This window comes from Pseudomonas sp. NBRC 111143 (genome assembly GCF_001320965.1).
GTDB classification, from domain to species: Bacteria; Pseudomonadota; Gammaproteobacteria; order Pseudomonadales; family Pseudomonadaceae; genus Aquipseudomonas; species Aquipseudomonas machongensis.
In genome coordinates this window covers 30,642-51,606 of the sequence record NZ_BCBT01000037.1, presented here as the reverse complement: position 1 = coordinate 51,606, position 20,965 = coordinate 30,642, and the positions used below count along the sequence as shown (strand labels likewise).

Sequence of the window (20,965 nt, the reverse complement as noted above, 5' to 3'; positions counted from 1 at the left end):
GGCGGGTTTCGCCCGCCTCCCTTCGGCATCATTCAGAAGTAGTTGCCCGATATGCTCAAACGCTTCGCCTACCTGACGTTATGCGCCTGCGCCCCCGCCTACGCGACACCTTCATTGGATGAGGCGCGCGTGCAGCAGTTGGCCGCCGACCGCTACTGGATCGCACTGGGTCACTACGAAACCGCCAAGCTGGGCGGTTGGCGCAGTTATGTGGACGACGACAAATTCTTTCTCGCCGAGGACGGCGCCCATCATCCGGATCGCGAACTGCGGGCCACGGTCGATGCGCTGTATGCCCCGGCCAGCCTGGGCGACAAACACGCCCAATGCGTCTTTCCGGCGCGCACCCGCTGGCTGCGCGAGCAACTGCAGCTCAGCGACCTGCCGACCCCGGACTGCCAGGAATACAGCCGCTGGTACGCCGACGTCGCACCGCACAGCGCGGTGTTGATCTTCCCGGCGGCCTACCTCAACAGCCCGTCCTCGATGTTCGGCCATACCCTGCTGCGCATCGACAAAGCCGACACCCGCAGCAACGACACCACGCTGCTCAGCTACGCGATCAACTTCGGCGCCTATATCGAAGGCAGCGACAACAGCATCCTCTACGCCTGGAAAGGCCTGATGGGCGGCTACCCCGGGCTGTTCGCGATGATGCCGTACCAGGAGAAACTCTCCGAATACCGTAGCCTGGAGAACCGCGACCTGTGGGAGTACCAGCTGGACCTGACGCCTGAAGAGACCGGGCGCATGGTCGAGCACGTCTGGGAACTCAAGCAGGTGCAGTTCGACTACTTCTTCTTCGACGAGAACTGCTCCTACCGCCTGCTGGAGCTGCTGCAGGTCGCCCGCCCCGGGCTGGACCTGACCTCGCAGTTCCCGCTCACCGCCATCCCCACCGACACGGTCAAGGCCGTCAAGCAGTCGGGGCTGGTGTCCGATGTGCGCTACCGGCCATCGCGCGAACGCGAGCTGCTGGCCCGCGCCGAGCCACTGGACCATCACGAAAAACAGCAGGTATTGGCCGTCAGCGCCGACACCGCGCAATTGCAGAGCCCCGCCTTCACCGCCCTGCCCCGCGAACGCCAGGCCCTGGTACAAGATGCCGCCTATCGCCTGGAACGCTACCGCGCCACCGGCCAGGAGCGTGACCCCGAACAGGCCAGGCGCAGCTTCGAGCTGCTGCGGGCAATCAACCGCAACCCGCCGCCACCGCTGCAGATCGAACGCCCCGGCCTGCCTGAGGACGGTCACCAGTCGCGGACCTGGCAGTTGGGTGTCGGCACCCGCGAAGACCGCGCCTTCGCCGAATATGGCTTGCGCATGGCCTACCACGACCTCAACGACAACGCCTACGGCTTCCCGCTCGGCGCACAGATCGAGATCCTCCAGCTCAAGCTGCGCCAGTACGAGGGCAACGACTGGCAGGTGCAACGCCTCGACCTGGCCACCATCCGCTCACTGACCCCGCGCAACGAGCTGCTCAAACCCTGGTCGTGGCAGGTGGCCGGCGGCCTCGAGCGGGTGCCGGGCAAGCATGACGACGAAGTGTTGGTCAGCCACGTCAACGGTGGCGGCGGTGGTACCTGGCAGCTCACCGACGGCCTGCTGGGCTTCGCCCTCGGTACGGTGCGGGTCGAACACCACAACGACTTCGCCGAGTTCATCTCGCCGGCAGCCGGTTTCAATGGCGGCCTGCTGTGGCGCAACGGGCTGGGCAACATGACCCTGGAGGCGAAAGGCGATTACTTCACCAATGGCGAAGTGCGGCGCAGCCTGAGCCTGAACCAGCAGTGGGAGATTTCGCAGAACCTAGGCCTGCGGTTGAGCGCCAAGCGCGAGTTCAGCCACCTGGCCACCGCGCAGAACGAGGTGATGCTCGAATTGAAGTGGTATCAGTACTGATACCACTCACAGGGATTCGCATCATGACGTGCAATCCTTCGACGGCGTTTTGACATCGCCACGACAATCCGCGACCTAGACTTCCCCTATCACCCGGAGGTCCAGAGTCTATGTTGCGGTACGCGTTCGCCCTGTGGATAACCCTGCTGCTGGTCGGCTGCCAGTCCACCCACGAGCAGATGCTCGACCAGGGCTATCCACCGGCCTATGCCGATGGATTCCAGGACGGCTGCAGCAGCGGCCGCCAGGCAGCCGGGCTGATGGTCGGTGATTTTCGCAAGGACGTGCCGCGCTACCTTCACGACCGCCGCTACGAAAGCGGTTGGGACGACGGCTTTCGCCAGTGCCATGCCATGCAGAACAGCGAAGACACGCGCCAGTACCGAGAGCGCTACTGGGACGAGCGTGACCGCGACTGGCAACAGGAAAAAGACCGCGGTGCCGCGCGCGCCTATCGCCACAATTAGGTCGCAGCCAGACATTCAGGGAAACCCGACAGCCCTCACCATGGTCTCCAGAAACAAGGAGGCCGTTCATGAGCCGAGCATTCGTCAACGAAGACCAGGCCGCCGCCCAGGCCAGCCAGCCGGTGGAGCGACGGGTCAGCGACCAGCCCAACTACGTCACCGCCAGCGGGCTTGCACAGTTGCAGCAACGCGTGGCGGCGCTCATTGCCCTGCACAGCGATCTGCAAGCCCAGGGTGAGCATGCCGACAAACAGCGCCTGGCCGATACCGAGCGCGACCTGCGCTATTTCCGGGCACGCGTACAGAGCGCCCAGGTAGTGCCACCTGCAACCTCGCGGGACAAGGTGCAGATCGGTAGCCGGGTGAGGTTCGTCGATGAGCAGGATGAGGAGCACAGGGTGCAGCTGGTCGGGGAAGATCAGGCCGATGCAGCGCGGGGGTTGATCAACTGGGGCTCACCGCTGGGGCGGGCGCTGCTTGGCGCGGGGCCTGGGGATGAAGTGGTATGGCGGCGGCCTGCGGGGGATCTGTCCATCGAGGTGGTCGAGATCCTGGGAGAGGGTTAGGGGCTGCTGCGCAGCCCAATCGCAATTCCTGCAGGAAGACCAGCCCAATCCCTGTGGGAGCGGGCTTGTCCCGCGATTGGGCCGCAAAGCGGCCCCGACGATCTCGAATCAGACCACGCCCTGCGCCAGCATGGCATCCGCCACTTTCACGAAGCCGGCGATGTTCGCGCCCTTGACGTAGTTGACCGACCCATCGGCCTCCTCGCCATAGTGCACGCACGCATGGTGGATCGACTGCATGATCGCATGCAACTTGCTGTCCACCTCACCCGCCGTCCACAGCAGGCGCATGGCGTTCTGCGACATCTCAAGGCCCGACACCGCAACGCCACCGGCGTTGGACGCCTTGCCCGGTGCAAACAGGGTACCCGCCTCGATGAACAGGTCCACCGCCTCGAGCGTGGTCGGCATGTTGGCGCCTTCGGCCACGCAGATGCAGCCGTTGCTCAGCAGTGTGCGGGCATCCTCGAGGTCCAGTTCGTTCTGCGTGGCGCACGGCAGGGCGATGTCGCACGGCAGGCTCCACGGGGTCTGGCCCTTGCGGAACTCCAGGCCAAAACGCTCGGCCAGCTCGCTGATGCGGCCGCGCTTGATGTTCTTGAGCTCCAGCAGCGCATTCCACTGCTCGTCGTTCAAGCCGGCTTCGCAGAACAGCGTGCCTTCGGAGTCGGACAGCGAGATCACCTTGCCGCCCAGGTCCATGACCTTGCGCGCCGCATACTGGGCGACGTTGCCAGAACCGGAGATCGCCACGCGACGCCCGTCGATGCGCAGGCCCTTGCGCTTGAGCATCTCTTCGGCGAAATACACGCAGCCGTAGCCGGTGGCCTCAGGACGGATCAGGCTGCCGCCGTAGGTCATGCCCTTGCCGGTCAGCACCGAGGTGAACTGGTTGGCCAGGCGCTTGTACTGGCCGAACATGAAGCCGATCTCACGGGCGCCCACACCGATATCGCCGGCCGGCACGTCGAGGTCGGCACCGATGTGGCGGTACAGCTCGCTCATGAACGCCTGACAGAAGCGCATGACTTCGGCGTCGCTCTTGCCCTTGGGGTCGAAGTCCGAGCCGCCCTTGCCGCCCCCCATGGGCAGCGAGGTCAGCGAGTTCTTGAACACCTGCTCGAAGGCCAGGAACTTGAGCACACCCAGGTTCACCGACGGATGGAAACGCAGGCCGCCCTTGTACGGGCCGATGGCGCTGCTCATCTGGATGCGATAGCCGCGGTTGACCTGGACCTTGCCCTGGTCATCGACCCACGACACACGGAACAGTACCGCACGCTCCGGCTCGACCATGCGTTCGAGAATGCCGGCCTGCAGGTAGTGGGGATTGGCTTCGAGGAATGGCCAGAGACTGCGCAGCACCTCTTCGACGGCCTGGTGGAATTCGGGTTGGGCAGGGTCACGCTGCTTCAGGCGTGCAAGGAAATGGTCGACGGATTCGATCATGGTAGACATCTCACCAAGAGGATTGGACTTATTGATTTTTTCCGGACTCTATCAAGAAGCAATCGCACTGGAACAGGGCAAAATGTCGTTTTTCTGAATTTTTTTGGTGCGTTTTATATAAATGTATACAAATTGTCACCGAGGTGTGGCATTCGCGGGCAAGCCCGCTCCTACAGGGAAGCGTGCAGTTCCATGCCCTTGCAGGGGCGGGCTTGCCCGCGAATGAAGCCACCACCGCTCCCAGCCAGGCACAAAAATGGGGCCCCTGAGGGCCCCATCCTTGTGCAACTGAAACCGGCTTACTGCGCCAGCTTCTTGTGCCGTACCCGGTGCGGCTGGGCAGCGGCGTCGCCCAGGCGCTTCTTGCGATCGGCTTCGTACTCGGTGTAGTTGCCCTCGAAGAACACCACGTTCGAATCATCTTCGTAGGCCAGGATGTGGGTCGCCACACGGTCCAGGAACCAACGGTCGTGGGAAATCACGATGGCGGCGCCCGGGAAGTCCAGCAGGGCTTCCTCCAGCGAACGCAGGGTCTCGACGTCGAGGTCGTTGGACGGTTCGTCGAGCAGCAGGACGTTGCCGCCCTCTTTCAAGGTCAGCGCCAGGTGCAGACGGCCACGCTCACCACCGGAGAGGTCCTTGACGAACTTCTGCTGGTCGCCGCCCTTGAAGTTGAAGCGGCCCACGTAGGTACGCGACGGGATCTCGTAGTTGCCGATGCGGATCTGGTCGGAACCGTCGGAGATCTGCTGGAACACGGTCTTGCTGCCGTCCAGGTCCTCGCGGCTCTGGTCGACGCAGGCCAGTTGCACGGTTTCACCGATCTCGATGCTGCCCGAGTCCGGCTGCTCCTTGCCCATCAGCATGCGGAACAGGGTCGACTTACCGGCACCGTTACCACCGATAACGCCGACGATGGCGCCTTTTGGCATGGAGAACGACAGGTTGTCGATCAGCACGCGATCACCATAGCCCTTGGAGACATTCTTGAACTCGATGACCTTGTCGCCCAGGCGCGGACCTGCCGGGATGTAGATCTCGTTGGTCTCGCTGCGCTTCTGGAATTCCTGCGATTGCATCTCTTCGAAACGCTGCAGACGGGCCTTGGACTTTGACTGGCGAGCCTTGGCGCCTTTGCGCACCCACTCCAGTTCCTCTTTCATGGCCTTCTCGTGGGCGCTTTGCTGCTTGGATTCCTGCGCCAGACGCTCCGACTTGGCTTCCAGCCAACCCGAGTAGTTGCCTTCGTACGGGATGCCCGCGCCGCGGTCCAGTTCCAGGATCCAGCCGGCGACGTTGTCGAGGAAGTAACGGTCGTGGGTAATGGCCACCACGGTGCCAGGGAAATCGTGCAGGAAGCGCTCCAGCCAGGCTACCGAGTCGGCGTCCAGGTGGTTGGTCGGTTCGTCCAGCAGCAGCATGTCGGGGGCCGACAGCAGCAGGCGGCACAGGGCCACACGACGCTTCTCGCCACCGGACAAGTGTTCGATCTTCGCATCCCAGGCCGGCAGGCGCAGGGCATCGGCGGCGACGTCCAGCTGACGCTCCAGGTTGTGACCGTCGGCGGCCTGCAGGATGGCTTCGAGCTTGGCCTGCTCGGCGGCCAGCTTGTCGAAGTCGGCATCCGGGTCGGCGTAGGCCGCGTAGACCTCGTCCAGGCGCGCCTGGGCATCCTTGATCACGCTGACCGCTTCCTCGACCACTTCGCGCACGGTCTTGCTCGCGTCCAGCTGGGGCTCCTGCGGCAGGTAGCCAACATTGATGTCGGGCATCGGACGGGCTTCGCCGTCGAATTCCTTGTCGACACCCGCCATGATCCGCAGCAGCGTGGACTTACCGGCGCCGTTCAGGCCCAGTACGCCGATCTTGGCGCCGGGGAAGAACGACAGGGAGATGTTCTTGAGAATTTCCCGCTTCGGCGGCACGACCTTGCTCAGCCGATGCATGGTGTAGACGTATTGAGCCATTCTGAGGACCTCTTGCACAAACGTGAATAAAACTGACAACTACCTGGCCAGCTTTGCAAAATGGGCCATTGTCGAGCTTTAAGGGCGTTCAGCGCAAATTCGCTTGCTGGGTACGATGTGGCCTGTCTGAAAAGAGGTCTCATGTCGCTGGCGGCCAAACGCCCGCGGCAGCGCTTGCGGGGCGGGCCACCTAGGGTTGCGGTCGGAGAGAGTGCCACTGCGCAAGCCTGCCGCTCAATTCTCAAGGAAGAAGTGGCCATGGTTGAATAGCTGAAGGACCATTCGCCAGAGGTGACCCGCGCGTTCCCGGCCCGATCGCCCCTCCAGACACCGAAGCCAAGCGTTGACCAGCGCCCCGCGCCGAATCAGCTCCGGCGCGGGGTGTTCTCATTGCTGTCCATTGTTGACCTTGCCGAGCTCCGCCCCGGTCAAAGGTTGCGCCTCTGGATTCGACTGAGTACGGAGTTTCATTGCCTCGACAACCTGCGCACTGGTTTCATCGAGCTGGACACTGGCCGATCCATCGCCGCCGTCCACTGCAGGCTGGGGTTCGTCGACGTAGACCCAGTCTTGTCCCTCGTTCCACGCCCCGCGCATTTCACCGCCTTTGGACAAATTGAAGTAGGTGCGATTGAGTTCAGGGTCTCCTGGCAGCTTGCCTTGTGGAAAGTTTGGCTGGATGGCGTGCAACGCCTTTTCGAACGACATCTGGTGGGCGATCTCGCGACTCATCAGGAAACCCAGCGCATCTTTGATGCCAGGATCATCGGTGACGTTGATCAGCCGTTCGTAGACAATCTTGGCGCGAGCCTCGGCGGCAATGTTCGAACGCAGGTCGGCAGTCGGTTCGCCAATGGTATCGATGTAGGCTGCGCTCCAGGGTACGCCGGCGGAATTCACCAGCGGCGCCCCAGCCCCATACAACAGGCTTGTGATATGGGAGTCGTTGCCGGCGCCGGTCAGCGAGCGGTAAAGCTCGCCCTCGCTCTCTATGCCTTCGGCCAGGTTGCCCTTGGCCCCCTTGTTGAGCATCACCACGATCGAACCGATGATCTCCAGGTGGCTGAGTTCTTCGGTCGCAATGTCATAGAGCATATCCTTGCGTCCTGGATCGTCCTCACTGACAGCCTGGGTGAAATAGCGCATGGCTGCAGCCAGCTCACCCTGTGGACCTCCGAACTGTTCCAGGAGCAAATTGGCAAGGCCGGGATTGGGTTGCGCCACGCGCACGGTGTACTGCAATCGTTTGTTGTGCATGAACATAAGCGGGTCCTCATCAACGCATAAGGGCAGCTCGGCTGCCCTTGCGCTTTTCACGGATGACTAGCGGTTGTCGCCACTCTTGCGACCGCCGCCGTGGCTATGCTGTCCACCGACACGCCCCGCTTCGGAGGCTTTCTCACGATCATTGGCAAAGTTGCCGCCCGACACCTGGCCTCCCTTATGGCCAGCTTCGGAGGCACGTTCAGGATCGTTCTTGAAGTTGCCACCGGATGCTTGTCCACCTTTGTGACCTGCTTCCGAAGCGCGTTCCGGATCGTTTTTGAAGTTACCCCCAGACACCTGGCCGCCTTTGTGTCCCGCTTCGGAGGCTTTTTCGCGATCGTTGGCGAAGTTGCCCGGATTGGTGTTGGCATTACCACCCTGATTGCCACGATTGTCTTGATTGTTAGCCATGATTGACACCTCATGTCGTTAGTTACACAGAACGGTCTGTGTAAATGAGTGACCGGGGGCAAACGGCTCATCGTGCAAAAGATTTTGAATGCGGGGACGAAAGGCTCTAATGAACTTGAGTCTTTAATCTTGTAGACACAAACCTGGCGAGCGGGCATATCAGCCACGCTTATCAACGGCCCGAAAGTCTTGTCCAATGACAATCAGGAATGGGTTTGGATTTATGGATTGACGACAACTTAGGTGTACAAACAAGGACTATTTGTACAAGTCTGCCGACTGTCCGATGGTGCCGTTTGAATTGGACGGAATACGCACAGGAAGTGATCTACCGCTGACAACAATGCAGAGGGTAGACAGATGAAAAAAAGAGGCAAAACCTATCGACAGTGGTACGACCCGATCCTGCACCACCAAATCCATGAGGAAACGCTGAGCACCGGCGCCTGCCTTGAAGTGCAGGCACGCTTGTCACGTACGGGGGCGACACAGTTGTTCATCGGTGTCTATCGCGCCGATGGCTCGGCGTTATACGAACAAGCCTATGTCCAACGCCCAGGCGAAAACATGAGCCGGGCGTTGGTATGGGGCGTCGGGTATGCCAGGCGCATCGCGATCGAGGGCCAGGCGTTCAATGACGAACGGGTAACAGATCGATAGGCCTGGCCCCGAACACCGGCTTGGCGGGTGCCAGACAGCGCAGGGGCTTTTTCGCAGGCAAGCCTCGCCACCACAAGCAGCGTGACTCAGACGTGGCGTTGCTTGCCCATGCCGCGCGGCAGGCGAGACTGCCCGCTCTCTTCGGCCAGGCGCGCAGCCCAGGCAGCCTTGGCGCTGAAACCGCCGGCACGGGCAGGAGTCTGGACGGACCTGCTCGCCGACTTGTTCACAACCTTGGCAGCGGGCTCCAAATCGGCCGTGACGACCGCCGCCATGACAGGCTCGACAGCAACCTTGGCCGACTTGCGCAGCTCGGCCAGCGAGGGTGTCTTGCGCTGCGCAGCCGCGGCGTCGGGCTTGGTGAACGAGCGCTGGCAGGACTTGCAGGATACGTCGTCGGCCACGGCAGTGCTGACCAGGGTCTGACTGCTGCGCCCACAGGCGGAATCGAGGCCATTGGTGGAATAGTGAGTAACCAAACCGTACTTCTCCGATGCATTGACTATGAAACGGCCGGCATTCTCGCACAGGTGGAAGCGGGTTGCCGAATGCACGGTCAGCGTTGGATCGGCGACATATGGACTGGCACTTTGCCATAATCCAAGGCATGCTAGGGTCAGTCTGAAATGTGTCTGCGCGAAGGCCAGACAAGGCGAAACGGAGCGAGCAAGCGCAGTGTACTGAAGTACATGCGCATTGCTCGCTCCGTTTCAACGCAGTATGGGCGAGTGCAGATACATATGAGGTTGAACCTAGCCGCTTTCGTATGTCCGGCCTTATAGTGCGCCACGGCGGCATGCCGCGTGCATGATCTCCCCTGCCTTCGCCAGCCCAATCGCAGGACCAACGCTTGACCAACTTCACCCAACCGCCCATCCAGCGCCCTGCGCCGTCTGCTTCGTTGCGAGGCTCGCTCAAGGGTGCGCTTGCTCTGCTGGCCCTGGTCCTGCTGGGTCTGTTGTTCTGGCAACTGTTCTCGCAGTTCCGCCACACACAGGCCGACCTGCGCCAGCAAAGCGTGGCAACGAGTGCGGAACTGGCCGACCACCTCACCCTGAACATGGCGCTCAAGGCGCAGCAAGCCATGAATCTGGTGCAGCCCTACGTCAAGCCACCGTCACCGGCGGCGTTGCCGGCGCTGCTGCAGACCCTCAGGGGACGCTTGCCGGCCTTGCGCGGCCTGGCCTGGCTGGACAGCAATGGGCAGATCCGCGGCGACAGCCTGCGCGACAGCCCGGACCGTCAAACGATCGACGGCCTGGTGCGCCTGAACCAGGGTAATGCCTACTTCTATGGCAATTCGAGCGACAACCAGCTGGTCTACCTGCTGCTGCGCCAGCCCGCCGAACAGGACCGCGGCTACTGGCTGCTGCGCCTGTCCACCGACTACTACCAGGAGCTGACCAGCAAGCTCAACACGCCGATCCACCCGCTCTGGCTGCTGGAAAACAGCCGTGACGGCGCGGTGATCGAGCGCAGCGGTGTCGCCCACGCCAACCCATCGGCACTGCACAGCGTGCTGCTGGCCTTCATCGACAACAGCACCTGGCAGGTCCGCGGCCTGTACGACCCGACCTCGGCCCGCGAGAAACTATTGCCGGCGCTGCTGGGCAAGAGTTTGCTGGTGCTGTTCTGCGCCCTGCTGCCGGGCCTGGCGTTGATCAACATGCGCCGTCGCCAGCGTGCCTTGCAGGAAGACCGCCGGCGCTATCAGGATATCTTCGAGAGCACCGGCGTGGCCCTGTGCGTGCTCGACCTGTCGAGCCTGCCCGGCCAGCTCGATCGCTACCACCTGCGCAACCTCGCCGCACTCAAGCAAAGCCTGGCACTGGAGCCGGGCCTGCGGCGCAACCTGCTGCAGGAACTGAAGATCACCGAGATCAACGAAGTTGCACGCCAGTTGCTCAACGTGACCTGCAACGAGGGCGCCTGGCAACGGCTGATCGAGGGTAGCGGCGACGGCCGCGAGAGCATCGGCATGCAGTTGCTCGACGCGCTGATCGAGCAGCGCGCACAGTTCGAGCTCGAAGTACGCCTGCCCGCGCCACTGGGTGGCGAGCTGCACCTGTGGCTGATGGCCCGCCTGCCCCAGCAGCGGCGCGACTACCAGGCCGTGATCCTCAGCATCAGCGACATCACCAGCCGCAAGCAGGTCGAACTGTCGCTGCTCGAACGTGAAAGCTTCTGGTCGGACGTCGTGCGTACCGTACCCGACCAGCTCTACGTTCAGGACGTGCACAACCGACGCATGATCTTCAGCAACCGCCACCTGGGACAAACCCTGGGCTACGACCGCTCGGAACTTGCGCAGATGGGCGATCACTTCTGGGAGCTGCTGCTGCACCCCGAGGATGCCGAGCACTACCGCAGCCTGCGCCAGCAACAGCGCGACAGCGGTCACAGCCAATCACTGCACTGCCAACTGCGCTTCCGCCACCGCGACGGCGGCTGGCGCTGCTACGACATCCGCGAACAGGTCCTGGCACGTGATGGCGAAGGCCAGGTCACGCGGATCATCGGGGTGGGCAAGGATGTCACGGTGCAGATCGAGGCCAGCCAGTCGCTGCGTGACAGCGAGCAGCGCTACCGGATGCTCGCCGAAAGCATCAGTGACGTGATCTTCTCCACCGACAACCAACTGCAGCTCAACTACATCAGCCCCTCGGTGCAGACGGTGCTGGGCTACTCGGTGGACTACATCTTCGACAACGGCTGGCCATCGATCATCGCCAACCCCTCCCAGCTCAGCGGCATGCAGACGCTCATGGAGCGGGTCAGCAAGGCGCTGGACGACCGCGAGCAACTGCGCCAGTTGCGCAGCCAGCTGCCGACCCAGGTGTTCCTGTTCGACTGCCTGCGTGCCGACGGTCGCAAGATACCCATCGAGCTGCGCCTGGTGCTGGTGTGGGACGACCACGAGCGCTTCGAGGGCGTCCTTGGGGTAGCGCGCGACATCAGTCAGCAACGACGCGCCGAGAAAGACCTGCGCATGGCCGCGACGGTATTCGAGCACTCGACCTCGGCGATCCTGATCACCGACCCGGCGGGCTACATCGTCCAGGTCAACGAGGCCTTCAGCCGGGTCAGTGGCTATGCGCCCGATGAAGTACTCGACCAACGCCCGAACATGCTCACCGTCGAAGGCCAGCAGGACGCGCACCTGGGCTATGTGCTCAAGCAACTGAACCAACGCGGCACCTGGGAAGGTGAAGTGTGGCTCAAGCGCCGCAGCGGCGAGCACTATCCGGCCTGGGTCGGCATCACCGCGGTGCTCGACGATGAGCGCGACCTGGCCAGCTATGTGTGTTTCTTCACCGACATCAGCGAGCGCAAGGCCAGCGAGCAGCGCATCCACCGCCTCGCGTACTACGACGCCCTCACCCACCTGCCCAACCGCACCCTGTTCCAGGACCGTCTGCACACGGCATTGCAGCAGGCCGAGCGGCACAAGTCGTGGGTGGTGCTGATGTTCCTCGACCTCGACCGTTTCAAGCCGATCAACGACTCCCTCGGCCACGCCGCCGGCGATCGCATGCTCAAGGACATGGCCGAGCGCCTCCTGGCCTGTGTCGATGAAGACGACACTGTGGCGCGCATGGGCGGCGACGAGTTCACCCTGCTGCTGCAGTCGCGTACCAGCCGTGAAATGGCGCTGAACCGCGCCATTCACGTGGCCGAGAACATCCTCGCCAGCCTGGTGCGGCCATTCGTGCTGGAGAGTCGCGAGTTCTTCGTCACCGCCAGTATCGGCATCGCCCTCAGCCCGCAGGACGGTAACGAGCTGAGCCAGCTGATGAAGAACGCCGACACGGCGATGTACCATGCCAAGGAGCGCGGCAAGAACAACTTCCAGTTCTACCAGGCCGACATGAACGCCAGCGCCCTGGAGCGCCTGGAGCTGGAAAGCGACCTGCGTCACGCCCTGGAGCAGAACGAGTTCATTCTTTACTACCAGCCGCAGTTCAGCGGCGACGGCAAGCGCCTGACCGGCGCCGAGGCGCTGCTACGCTGGCGCCATCCACGCCGCGGCCTGGTGCCGCCGGGCGACTTCATCCCGGTGATCGAGGAACTGGGCCTGGTAGTCGACGTCGGCGACTGGGTGTTGCGCGAGGCCAGCCGCCAGCTCAAGGCCTGGCACAAGGCCAAGGTGCGGGTGCCGAAGGTGTCGGTGAACATCTCGGCCCGGCAATTCTCCGACGGCCAGCTGGGCAAGCGGATCGCCACTATTCTCGAGGAGACCGGCCTGCCGCCGGCGTGCCTGGAGCTGGAACTGACCGAGAGTATCCTGATGCGCGAGGTCAACGAGGCCATGCAGATCCTCGACAGCCTGAAGAACCTGGGGCTGAGCATCGCGGTGGACGACTTCGGCACGGGCTATTCATCGCTCAACTACCTCAAGCAGTTCCCCATCGATGTGCTGAAGATCGACCGTACCTTCGTCGACGGCCTGCCCGAAGGCGAGCAGGATGCGCAGATCGCACGGGCGATCATCGCCATGGCCCACAGCCTCAACCTGGCGGTGATCGCCGAAGGCGTGGAGACGCATGAACAGCTGGAGTTCCTGCGCGAGCACGGCTGCGACGAAGTCCAGGGCTACCTGTTCGGCCGCCCGATGCCGGCCAACCAGTTCGAGGCGCAGTTCAGCAACGAAACCTTGTTCATGTTTCAGTGATCGTGCTGCGACGCAGTCACTGTAGGAGCGGGCTTGCCCGCGAAAAGGACACCGCGCCGCCTGGCACGGACTACGCCCGTGTTCGCGGGCAAGCCCGCTCCTACAGGGTGGGCTGCCCCCAAGAAGTTGGACACCAATCCAGCCTCCACCAGGCATCGAAAAAACGGACTTCGGAGTCAACTAGCGCCCTGCCTGAGCCCAGTCCCCGCGCGGCCTGCAACATGAAGCCCATTGGTCCGCGACTTGATGCCACTTCATATGCCAGCCCCGACCCAATCGGTTAGAATGCCATCCCAATTCAGCCCCGATCCTTGAGGACCGCCATGTTCAGCCGTGATTTGACCATTGCCAAGTACGACGCCGAGCTCTTCGAAGCCATGCAGCAAGAAGCTCTGCGCCAGGAAGAGCATATCGAGCTGATCGCTTCGGAAAACTACACCAGCCCAGCGGTCATGGAGGCCCAGGGCTCGGTTCTGACCAACAAATACGCCGAAGGCTACCCAGGCAAGCGCTACTACGGCGGTTGCGAGTACGTCGACGTCGTCGAGCAGCTGGCCATCGACCGCGCCAAGGAGCTGTTCGGCGCCGACTACGCCAACGTCCAGCCGCACGCTGGCTCGCAAGCCAACGCTGCTGTCTACCTGGCGCTGCTGTCGGCCGGTGACACCATCCTGGGCATGAGCCTGGCCCACGGCGGTCACCTGACCCACGGCGCCAGCGTCAGCTCCTCGGGCAAGCTGTACAACGCCGTCCAGTACGGCATCGACGGCAACGGCCTGATCGACTACGACGAAGTCGAGCGCCTGGCTGTCGAGCACAAGCCGAAGATGATCGTCGCCGGCTTCTCCGCCTACTCGCAGGTCCTGGACTTCGCCCGCTTCCGCGAAATCGCCGACAAAGTCGGTGCCTACCTGTTCGTCGACATGGCCCACGTCGCTGGCCTGGTCGCCGCTGGCGTCTACCCGAACCCAGTACCATTCGCCGACGTGGTCACCACCACCACCCACAAGACCCTGCGTGGTCCACGTGGCGGCCTGATCCTGGCCCGCGCCAACGCCGACATCGAGAAGAAGCTGAACTCCGCAGTCTTCCCGGGCGCCCAGGGTGGCCCGCTGGAGCACGTCATCGCCGCCAAGGCGATCTGCTTCAAGGAAGCGCTGCAGCCTGAGTTCAAGGCCTACCAGCAGCAAGTGGTGAAGAACGCCCAGGCCATGGCCAGCGTGTTCATCGAGCGTGGTTTCGACGTCGTTTCCGGCGGCACCGAAAACCACCTGTTCCTGCTGTCGCTGATCAAGCAGGAAATCTCGGGCAAGGACGCTGACGCCGCACTGGGCAAAGCCTTCATCACCGTGAACAAGAACTCGGTCCCGAACGACCCACGTTCGCCGTTCGTCACCTCGGGCCTGCGCTTCGGCACCCCAGCCGTCACCACCCGTGGTTTCAAGGAAGCCGAGTGCCGCGAGCTGGCCGGCTGGATCTGCGACATCCTCGCCGACCTGAACAACGAAGCGGTGATCGACGCCGTTCGCGAGAAGGTCAAGGCCATCTGCAAGAAGCTGCCGGTGTACGGCAACTGATTGGCAATCGCCTGATGTGAAAAAGCCCGGCCTTGTGCCGGGCTTTTTGCTGATGTCTTGCAGCCCTGTCAGCCGGCCAAGGCGGCAAAACCCTCGCGTATGCTGTCTTGCGGCAGCTCATCACCGATGAACACCATCACGCTTTCGCGCGCCTCGCCCTCCTTCCACTCGGCATCCCAGTCAAAGCCATACAGCTTGAGCACGCCCTGGAACACCAGCCGGCGGTCCTCGCCTGCGATGTTCAGTACTCCCTTGTAGCGCAGCAATTGCTTGCCGTGCTCTTCCAGCAGCTCGTTCATGAAGTCGCTGAGCCGGTCGATGTCCAGCGGCTTTTCCGTGCGCAGCACAAGGGTGGAGATACGGTCCGGGGTCGCGGGCTTGAACACCGGGCGCAGGGTCGGCCTCGAGCTCAGGCCCAAGTCCGGGTTGAGATTGAAACCGCGCACATCGAGCAGCTCGGCCAGGTCGATACGGCCATGCTCGACCACGCGAATCTGTGCACGGCCATTGATCCGTGCCAAACGCTCGCGCAGCGCGTCGACCACGTCTGCTTCGACCAGGTCCGTCTTGCTCAGCAGCAGGCGATCGGCAAACCCGACCTGGGCCTGGGCGATGGTCTGGGTCAGGTGGAACTCGGCATGCTTGGCGTCCACCAGGGTGATGATGCCGTCGAGGATATAGCGCTCGCGCAGCTCCTCGTCGATGAAGAAGGTCTGCGCCACCGGCGCCGGGTCGGCGAGGCCGGTGCACTCGATCACCAGACGATCGAAGGCGATTTCACCGGCATCCAGGCGTTCGAGCAGCAGGTACAGGGCACGGGTGAGGTCGCCATGGATGCTGCAGCACACACAACCGTTGGCCAGGGTCATCACCTGTACCGGTTCGTCGCCCAGCAGCTGGCTGTCGATGCCCGCCTCGCTGAATTCGTTCTCGATCACGGCGATCTTCAGGCCATGCTCGGCCTTGAGCATGTGCTTGAGCAGGGTGGTCTTGCCAGCACCGAGAAAGCCAGTGAGCACGGTGACGGGAATGGGGGTATGCACGCGTTTGCCTCCATTGAAGCCGAAAATGACTGTGGGAGCCCGATTGCGCGGGCTCCCACAGGTTCAAGCAGGGTGCAGGTTCAACAGCACTTGGGGCCGGCTTTGCCGCCATAACGGGCTTCCTGGCGCTCCTTGAAGAAGTCCTCGTAGCTCATCACCGGCTTGTCCGGATGCTTGTTCTGCATGTGCTCGACATAGGTGTCGTAGTCGGGCATGCCGACCATCAGTCGGGCAGCCTGCCCCAGATACTTACCCAGTCGACCCAGGTCGTTGAACATCGCTGCAATCCTCTCAAGCGTCAGGCAGGGCCTGGAACGGGGTTTCCTTGTCGCTGCGCTCCTTGCGACCCAAGGCGGCGATGCCGACCTTGATGGCGAAGAACAGTACGCTGAACACCACCACCAGGAACAGCACGGTGAGACCGGCGTTGGTGTAGGCGTTGAAGATCACGTGCTGCATCTGGCCGATGTCCTTGGCCGGTGCCAGGACCTGACCGGCATCCAGCGCGGCGCTGTACTTCTTGGCCAGGGCCAGGAAGCCGACCGCAGGATTCGGGTCGAACAGCTTGATCAGGCCTGCGGTGGTGGTGCAAATCAGCAGCCACAGCGCCGGCAGCAAGGTGACCCAGATATAGCGCTCGCGCTTCATCTTGATCAATACCACGGTGCCGAGCATCAGCGCGATACCAGCCAGCATCTGGTTGGAGATACCGAACAGCGGCCACAACGTGTTGATACCGCCCAACGGGTCGATCACGCCCTGGTACAGCAGGTAGCCCCACAACGCCACGCAACCGGCGGTGCCGATCAGGTTGGCCGTCCACGACTCGGTGCGCTTGAGCGCTGGCACGAAGCTGCCGAGCAAATCCTGCAGCATGAAGCGCCCGGCACGGGTACCGGCATCCACGGCGGTCAGGATGAACAACGCCTCGAACAGAATCGCGAAGTGGTACCAGAAGGCCATGGTGTTTTCACCCGGCAGTACCTGGTGGAGGATCTGCGCGATCCCCACCGCCAGCGTCGGCGCACCACCGGCACGCGCCAGGATGGTGTGCTCGCCGATGTCACGGGCAGTGGCCTCGAGCTGCTCGGGGGTGATGGTGAAGCCCCAACTGCTGACGGTCTGCGCCACCGACACGACGTCGGCACCGACCACGGCGGCCGGGCTGTTCATGGCGAAGTACACACCCGGCTCGATCACCGAAGCAGCGACCATGGCCATGATGGCGACGAACGATTCCATCAGCATGCCGCCGTAGCCGATGTAACGGGCGTTGGTTTCGTTGTCCAGCAGCTTGGGCGTGGTGCCCGAGCTGATCAGGGCATGGAAGCCGGACACCGCGCCGCAGGCGATGGTGATGAACAGGAACGGGAACAGGGTGCCCTTCCACACAGGCCCCGTACCGTCGGTGAACTGGGTCAGGGCCGGCATCTTCAGCTCAGGCGCAATGATCAGGATACCGATGGCCAGGCCAATGATGGTGCCGATCTTGAGGAAGGTCGAGAGGTAGTCACGCGGTGCCAGCACCAGTCACACCGGCAGCACGGCGGCGACGAAGCCATAGCCGACCAGCATCCAGGTGATCTGCACGCCGGTGAAAGTGAACGCCGGGCCCCACACCGGATCGGCCGCGATCACGCCACCCAGCCAGATCGATGCCAGCAGCAGCACCACGCCGATCAGCGAGATCTCGCCGATACGGCCCGGGCGGATGAAGCGCATGTAGATGCCCATGAACATGGCGATCGGGATGGTCGCCATCACCGTGAACATGCCCCATGGGCTCTCGGCCAGGGCCTTTACCACGATCAGCGCCAGCACCGCGAGGATGATGATCATGATCAGGAAGCAGCCGAACAGGGCGATGGTGCCCGGAATGCGGCCCATTTCCTCACGCACCATGTCGCCCAGGGAACGGCCGTTACGGCGGGTGGAGAGGAACAGGACCATGAAGTCCTGCACGGCCCCTGCCAGTACTACGCCGGCAATCAGCCAGAGCGTACCGGGCAGGTAGCCCATCTGCGCGGCGAGCACCGGACCGACCAGCGGGCCGGCGCCAGCGATGGCGGCAAAATGGTGACCGAAGAGGATGTGCTTGTTGGTCGGGACGTAGTCCAGGCCATCGTTGTTGAGTACCGCCGGGGTAGCCCGGCGCGGATCGAGTTGCATCACCTTGGTGGCGATGAACAGGCTGTAGTAGCGGTAGGCGACCAGGTAGATGGCCACAGCCGCAACCACGATCCACAAGGCGTTGATGGCTTCACCGCGACGCAGGGCGACCACACCCAGCGCACAGGCTCCTATGACTGCCAGCGCCAGCCACGGAATGTGACGTAGCAGGCTGTTATTGTTATTCATGGCATGCTTCCAGCTAAGTGGTTGGAATAGACAGCTCACTGAGTCTAGGGCCTGCTTGCCAGCTTTACCATATTCAATTGCACCCTGCCCGCGCCGCCCTAGAGCGGCGCGGGCAGGGTGCGAAAAGCGACCTGATATTTCTACCAGTTGTGCCTTGGCCCTGGCCGCCCGAATATTTCGACATCGCTGATCAGACAGAGATGTCGCAATGAAGAACCGTATCCGGGCCATACAAATCGGCTTGCTCGTGCTGTTGGCGGCAGGGATTCTGTTCGCGCTGCAGGCCCGCAAGGAGCCGCTGGTCACCCCCACGCCGCGCCAGCACGCAGAACAACCCAGCACCCGGTAGGGCCCGCAGGCTGAATCGCATCAGTAGCCGCCAGGCCGCAACAAGCGTGGCTGGTCTATAGTCAGATCAACTGACGAGGATCCGCCATGACACATCCCTCTGGAACTGACGAGCGCAGGCGCTTCCAGCGCATCGACTTCGACGCCCCCACCGAATTGTGCCAGGGCGAGCAGCACTGGCCGGTGAAACTGCTCGACCTGTCGCTCAAGGGCCTGCTGGTCGAGCGGCCGGAGCCCTGGGACGCCGACCTGACCCAGGATTTCGATGCGCTCATCCACCTCGACAAAGAGGTCACGGTCCACATGCAGGTGGAATTACGCCACGAAGAACCCACTCGGCTGGGTTTCGTCTGCCTCTATATAGACGTTGAGTCGATGACCCATCTGCACCGTCTTGTGGAACTGAACCTGGCCGACAGCACCGAAATGATGCGCGAGCTGCGCGAACTTATCGAAGATTGAAATCTTTTAGCTTGCTAAGAACATGACCCACCCGCATTTCCTGCCTACCTAGACAGCTTTTCACGGGCTGCCGAGCTTTTTGTACACACCCTTCTAAACCGCCTTTCCCATGTTGGAACGCTATCTGCATTGCGGTCAGAGACACCGCCCTGCCGGATCTGCGGCTGCCCAGATCAAAATATTGTATACAATTTGTCTGGCAATATTTTGTCGGAGCTGTCTACAGTATCGGCACAACAATAAACAGAGAGCCTGCTCCAATGACTACGTCCACCAGCACGTCTCCTGCCAAGCGCCCCGAGGACGAAAACCTCGGGCTTGGTGCCAACCTGGCTTATGGCCTGCAGCATGTCCTGACCATGTACGGAGGGATCGTCGCCGTGCCACTGATCCTGGGTCAGGCCGCCGGCCTGGCCCCGGCGGAGATCGGCCTGCTGATTGCCGCATCATTGTTTGCTGGCGGACTGGCCACCCTGTTGCAGACTCTGGGCCTGCCGTTCTTCGGCTGCCAGTTGCCACTGGTGCAGGGCGTGTCGTTCGCTGGCGTGGCCACCATGGGCGCGATTCTCGGCAGCCAGGGCGGCGGCGGCCTGCCGGCGGTGCTGGGCGCAGTCATGGCAGCATCGCTGATCGGCTTTCTGATCACTCCGGTGTTCTCGCGGATCACCAAGTTCTTCCCGCCGCTGGTGACCGGCATCGTCATCACCACCATCGGCCTGACCCTGATGCCGGTGGCCGCACGCTGGGTGATGGGTGGCAACAGCGCCTCGCCGGAGTTCGGCAGCATGGCCAACATCGGCCTGGCGGCGCTGACCTTCGCCATCGTCCTGCTGCTGAGCAAGCTGGGCAGCGCCAGCATCTCGCGCCTGTCGATCCTCCTGGCCATGGTTGCCGGCACGCTGATCGCCTGGGCACTGGGCATGGCCGATTTCAGCAAGGTCGGCGAAGGCCCGATGTTCGCCTTCCCTACCCCGTTCCACTTCGGCATGCCGACGTTCCACATCGCGGCGATCCTGTCGATGTGCATCGTGATCATGGTGACCCTGGTGGAGACCTCGGCGGATATCCTCGCGGTCGGTGAGATCATCGACACCAAGGTCGACTCCAAGCGCCTGGGCGACGGCCTGCGCGCCGACATGGCATCGAGCATCCTGGCGCCGATCTTCGGCTCCTTCACCCAGAGCGCGTTCGCCCAGAACGTCGGCCTGGTGGCCGTGACCGGGGTGAAGAGCCGCTACGTGGTGGCCACGGGCGGGGTGATCCTGGTGGTGCTTGGCCTGCTCCCGATCATGGGCCGGATCATCGCCGCAGTACCCACCCCGGTCCTGGGCGGCGCAGGCATCGTGCTGTTCGGCACCGTGGCGGCGAGCGGCATCCGTACCCTGTCGAAGGTGAACTACAAGAACAACGTCAACCTGATCATCGTGGCGGCCTCGCTGGGCTTCGGCATGATCCCCATCGCCGCGCCGAGCTTCTACCATCAGTTCCCCAACTGGTTCGAGACCATCTTCCACTCGGGCATCAGCTCGGCGGCGATCATGGCGATCCTGCTGAACCTGATCTTCAACCACTTCAAGGCCGGCAATTCGGACCAGCAGTCGGTCTTCGCCGCCGGGTACGAGCGCACTATCCAGTATTCGGACATCTCGGTGCTGCGCGATGGCGACTACTTCAAGGATGGCAAGCTGTTCGATGCCGATGGCAATGAAGTGCCAGTGATGGACATCGATGAACACGGCGAACAGGTACTCAGGCGCAAGACGGTGGCGGAGCACTGACCAGGATGCCATACCTGTAGGAGCGGCGGTTCGGCG

General features: G+C 62.7%; 15 protein-coding genes and 3 pseudogenes. 9 read left to right on the top strand and 9 right to left on the bottom strand.

What is annotated here, in order from left to right; genetic code table 11:
* Positions 1-51 precede the first annotated feature (51 nt).
* From APH44_RS19220 to APH44_RS19210, 3 genes are all read left to right on the top strand, one after another.
* The gene (locus APH44_RS19220; RefSeq protein ID WP_054894061.1) at positions 52-1,905 is read left to right on the top strand and encodes a DUF4105 domain-containing protein; all 1,854 of its coding nucleotides are present in this window, start codon (positions 52-54) and stop codon (positions 1,903-1,905) included.
* A gap of 110 nt (positions 1,906-2,015) precedes the next feature.
* Positions 2,016-2,372: a hypothetical protein gene (locus tag APH44_RS19215; RefSeq protein ID WP_054894060.1), complete on the top strand. Its 357-nt coding sequence runs from the start codon at positions 2,016-2,018 to the stop codon at positions 2,370-2,372.
* 68 nt (positions 2,373-2,440) lie between these two features.
* Positions 2,441-2,938 carry a GreA/GreB family elongation factor gene (locus tag APH44_RS19210; RefSeq protein ID WP_054894059.1) on the top strand — a complete coding sequence of 166 codons (498 nt, stop codon included), beginning with the start codon at positions 2,441-2,443 and terminating at the stop codon, positions 2,936-2,938.
* A gap of 108 nt (positions 2,939-3,046) precedes the next feature.
* Here the strand turns inward: APH44_RS19210 and gdhA are convergent, their stop codons facing one another.
* The 5 genes and pseudogenes from gdhA to APH44_RS19190 all read right to left on the bottom strand — a co-directional run.
* Positions 3,047-4,387, bottom strand: coding sequence for an NADP-specific glutamate dehydrogenase (gene gdhA, locus APH44_RS19205; RefSeq protein WP_054894074.1), 1,341 nt, complete (start codon positions 4,385-4,387; stop codon positions 3,047-3,049).
* A gap of 299 nt (positions 4,388-4,686) precedes the next feature.
* Entirely contained in the window at positions 4,687-6,354 is a 1,668-nt protein-coding gene (gene ettA / locus APH44_RS19200; RefSeq protein WP_054894058.1) for an energy-dependent translational throttle protein EttA, read from the bottom strand.
* Positions 6,355-6,741: 387 nt separating this feature from the next.
* Positions 6,742-7,617, bottom strand: a complete 876-nt coding sequence (locus APH44_RS19195; protein ID WP_054894057.1) for a manganese catalase family protein — start codon at positions 7,615-7,617, stop codon at positions 6,742-6,744.
* Positions 7,618-7,677: 60 nt separating this feature from the next.
* Positions 7,678-7,770, bottom strand: a pseudogene (locus APH44_RS30455) (general stress protein); the annotation flags it as partial.
* Positions 7,771-8,031, bottom strand: a pseudogene (locus tag APH44_RS19190) (general stress protein); the annotation flags it as partial.
* Between the two features lie 360 nt (positions 8,032-8,391).
* Between APH44_RS19190 and APH44_RS19185 the strand changes: the two are divergent.
* Entirely contained in the window at positions 8,392-8,691 is a 300-nt protein-coding gene (locus tag APH44_RS19185; RefSeq protein ID WP_054894055.1) for a hypothetical protein, read from the top strand.
* Between the two features lie 86 nt (positions 8,692-8,777).
* On the opposite strand, the gene APH44_RS19180 is transcribed toward APH44_RS19185, so the two are convergent.
* The gene (locus tag APH44_RS19180) at positions 8,778-9,170 is read right to left on the bottom strand and encodes a hypothetical protein (protein WP_054894073.1); all 393 of its coding nucleotides are present in this window, start codon (positions 9,168-9,170) and stop codon (positions 8,778-8,780) included.
* Positions 9,171-9,541: 371 nt separating this feature from the next.
* Between APH44_RS19180 and APH44_RS19175 the strand changes: the two genes are divergently transcribed.
* Positions 9,542-13,363, top strand: coding sequence for an EAL domain-containing protein (locus APH44_RS19175; protein ID WP_054894054.1), 3,822 nt, complete (start codon positions 9,542-9,544; stop codon positions 13,361-13,363).
* A gap of 323 nt (positions 13,364-13,686) precedes the next feature.
* A complete protein-coding gene (gene glyA / locus APH44_RS19170; protein ID WP_054894053.1) occupies positions 13,687-14,940 on the top strand; it encodes a serine hydroxymethyltransferase in 1,254 nt (417 codons plus the stop codon).
* Positions 14,941-15,008: 68 nt separating this feature from the next.
* Here the strand turns inward: glyA and yjiA are convergent, their stop codons facing one another.
* The 3 genes and pseudogenes from yjiA to APH44_RS19155 form a co-directional block, all read right to left on the bottom strand.
* Positions 15,009-15,983, bottom strand: coding sequence for a GTPase (gene yjiA, locus APH44_RS19165; protein ID WP_054894052.1), 975 nt, complete (start codon positions 15,981-15,983; stop codon positions 15,009-15,011).
* 80 nt (positions 15,984-16,063) lie between these two features.
* Complete coding sequence (locus APH44_RS19160) at positions 16,064-16,261, bottom strand: YbdD/YjiX family protein (protein WP_054894051.1); 198 nt, start codon at positions 16,259-16,261, stop codon at positions 16,064-16,066.
* 13 nt (positions 16,262-16,274) lie between these two features.
* Positions 16,275-18,341, bottom strand: a pseudogene (locus APH44_RS19155) (carbon starvation CstA family protein).
* 208 nt (positions 18,342-18,549) lie between these two features.
* Between APH44_RS19155 and APH44_RS29815 the strand changes: the two are divergent.
* The 3 genes from APH44_RS29815 (at position 18,550) to APH44_RS19145 (ending at position 20,929) form a co-directional block, all read left to right on the top strand.
* A complete protein-coding gene (locus APH44_RS29815; RefSeq protein ID WP_153774733.1) occupies positions 18,550-18,690 on the top strand; it encodes a hypothetical protein in 141 nt (46 codons plus the stop codon).
* An 86-nt stretch (positions 18,691-18,776) separates the two neighbouring features.
* Complete coding sequence (locus tag APH44_RS19150; protein ID WP_054894050.1) at positions 18,777-19,151, top strand: PilZ domain-containing protein; 375 nt, start codon at positions 18,777-18,779, stop codon at positions 19,149-19,151.
* A gap of 260 nt (positions 19,152-19,411) precedes the next feature.
* Positions 19,412-20,929, top strand: coding sequence for a nucleobase:cation symporter-2 family protein (locus APH44_RS19145; RefSeq protein WP_054894049.1), 1,518 nt, complete (start codon positions 19,412-19,414; stop codon positions 20,927-20,929).
* The last annotated feature ends 36 nt before the right edge of the window (positions 20,930-20,965 follow it).

Excerpts from the sequence above, each read along its gene's own strand:
- APH44_RS19195 (WP_054894057.1), bottom strand. The coding sequence starts at position 7,617 with ATGTTCATGCACAACAAACGATTGCAGTACACCGTGCGCGTGGCGCAA.
- APH44_RS19160 (WP_054894051.1), bottom strand. The coding sequence starts at position 16,261 with ATGTTCAACGACCTGGGTCGACTGGGTAAGTATCTGGGGCAGGCTGCC.
- gdhA (WP_054894074.1), bottom strand. The coding sequence starts at position 4,387 with ATGATCGAATCCGTCGACCATTTCCTTGCACGCCTGAAGCAGCGTGAC.
- APH44_RS19215 (WP_054894060.1), top strand. The coding sequence starts at position 2,016 with ATGTTGCGGTACGCGTTCGCCCTGTGGATAACCCTGCTGCTGGTCGGC.
- ettA (WP_054894058.1), bottom strand. The coding sequence starts at position 6,354 with ATGGCTCAATACGTCTACACCATGCATCGGCTGAGCAAGGTCGTGCCG.
- APH44_RS19210 (WP_054894059.1), top strand. The coding sequence starts at position 2,441 with ATGAGCCGAGCATTCGTCAACGAAGACCAGGCCGCCGCCCAGGCCAGC.
- APH44_RS29815 (WP_153774733.1), top strand. The coding sequence starts at position 18,550 with ATGAAGAACCGTATCCGGGCCATACAAATCGGCTTGCTCGTGCTGTTG.
- APH44_RS19185 (WP_054894055.1), top strand. The coding sequence starts at position 8,392 with ATGAAAAAAAGAGGCAAAACCTATCGACAGTGGTACGACCCGATCCTG.
- APH44_RS19145 (WP_054894049.1), top strand. The coding sequence starts at position 19,412 with ATGACTACGTCCACCAGCACGTCTCCTGCCAAGCGCCCCGAGGACGAA.
- glyA (WP_054894053.1), top strand. The coding sequence starts at position 13,687 with ATGTTCAGCCGTGATTTGACCATTGCCAAGTACGACGCCGAGCTCTTC.
- APH44_RS19220 (WP_054894061.1), top strand. The coding sequence starts at position 52 with ATGCTCAAACGCTTCGCCTACCTGACGTTATGCGCCTGCGCCCCCGCC.
- APH44_RS19150 (WP_054894050.1), top strand. The coding sequence starts at position 18,777 with ATGACACATCCCTCTGGAACTGACGAGCGCAGGCGCTTCCAGCGCATC.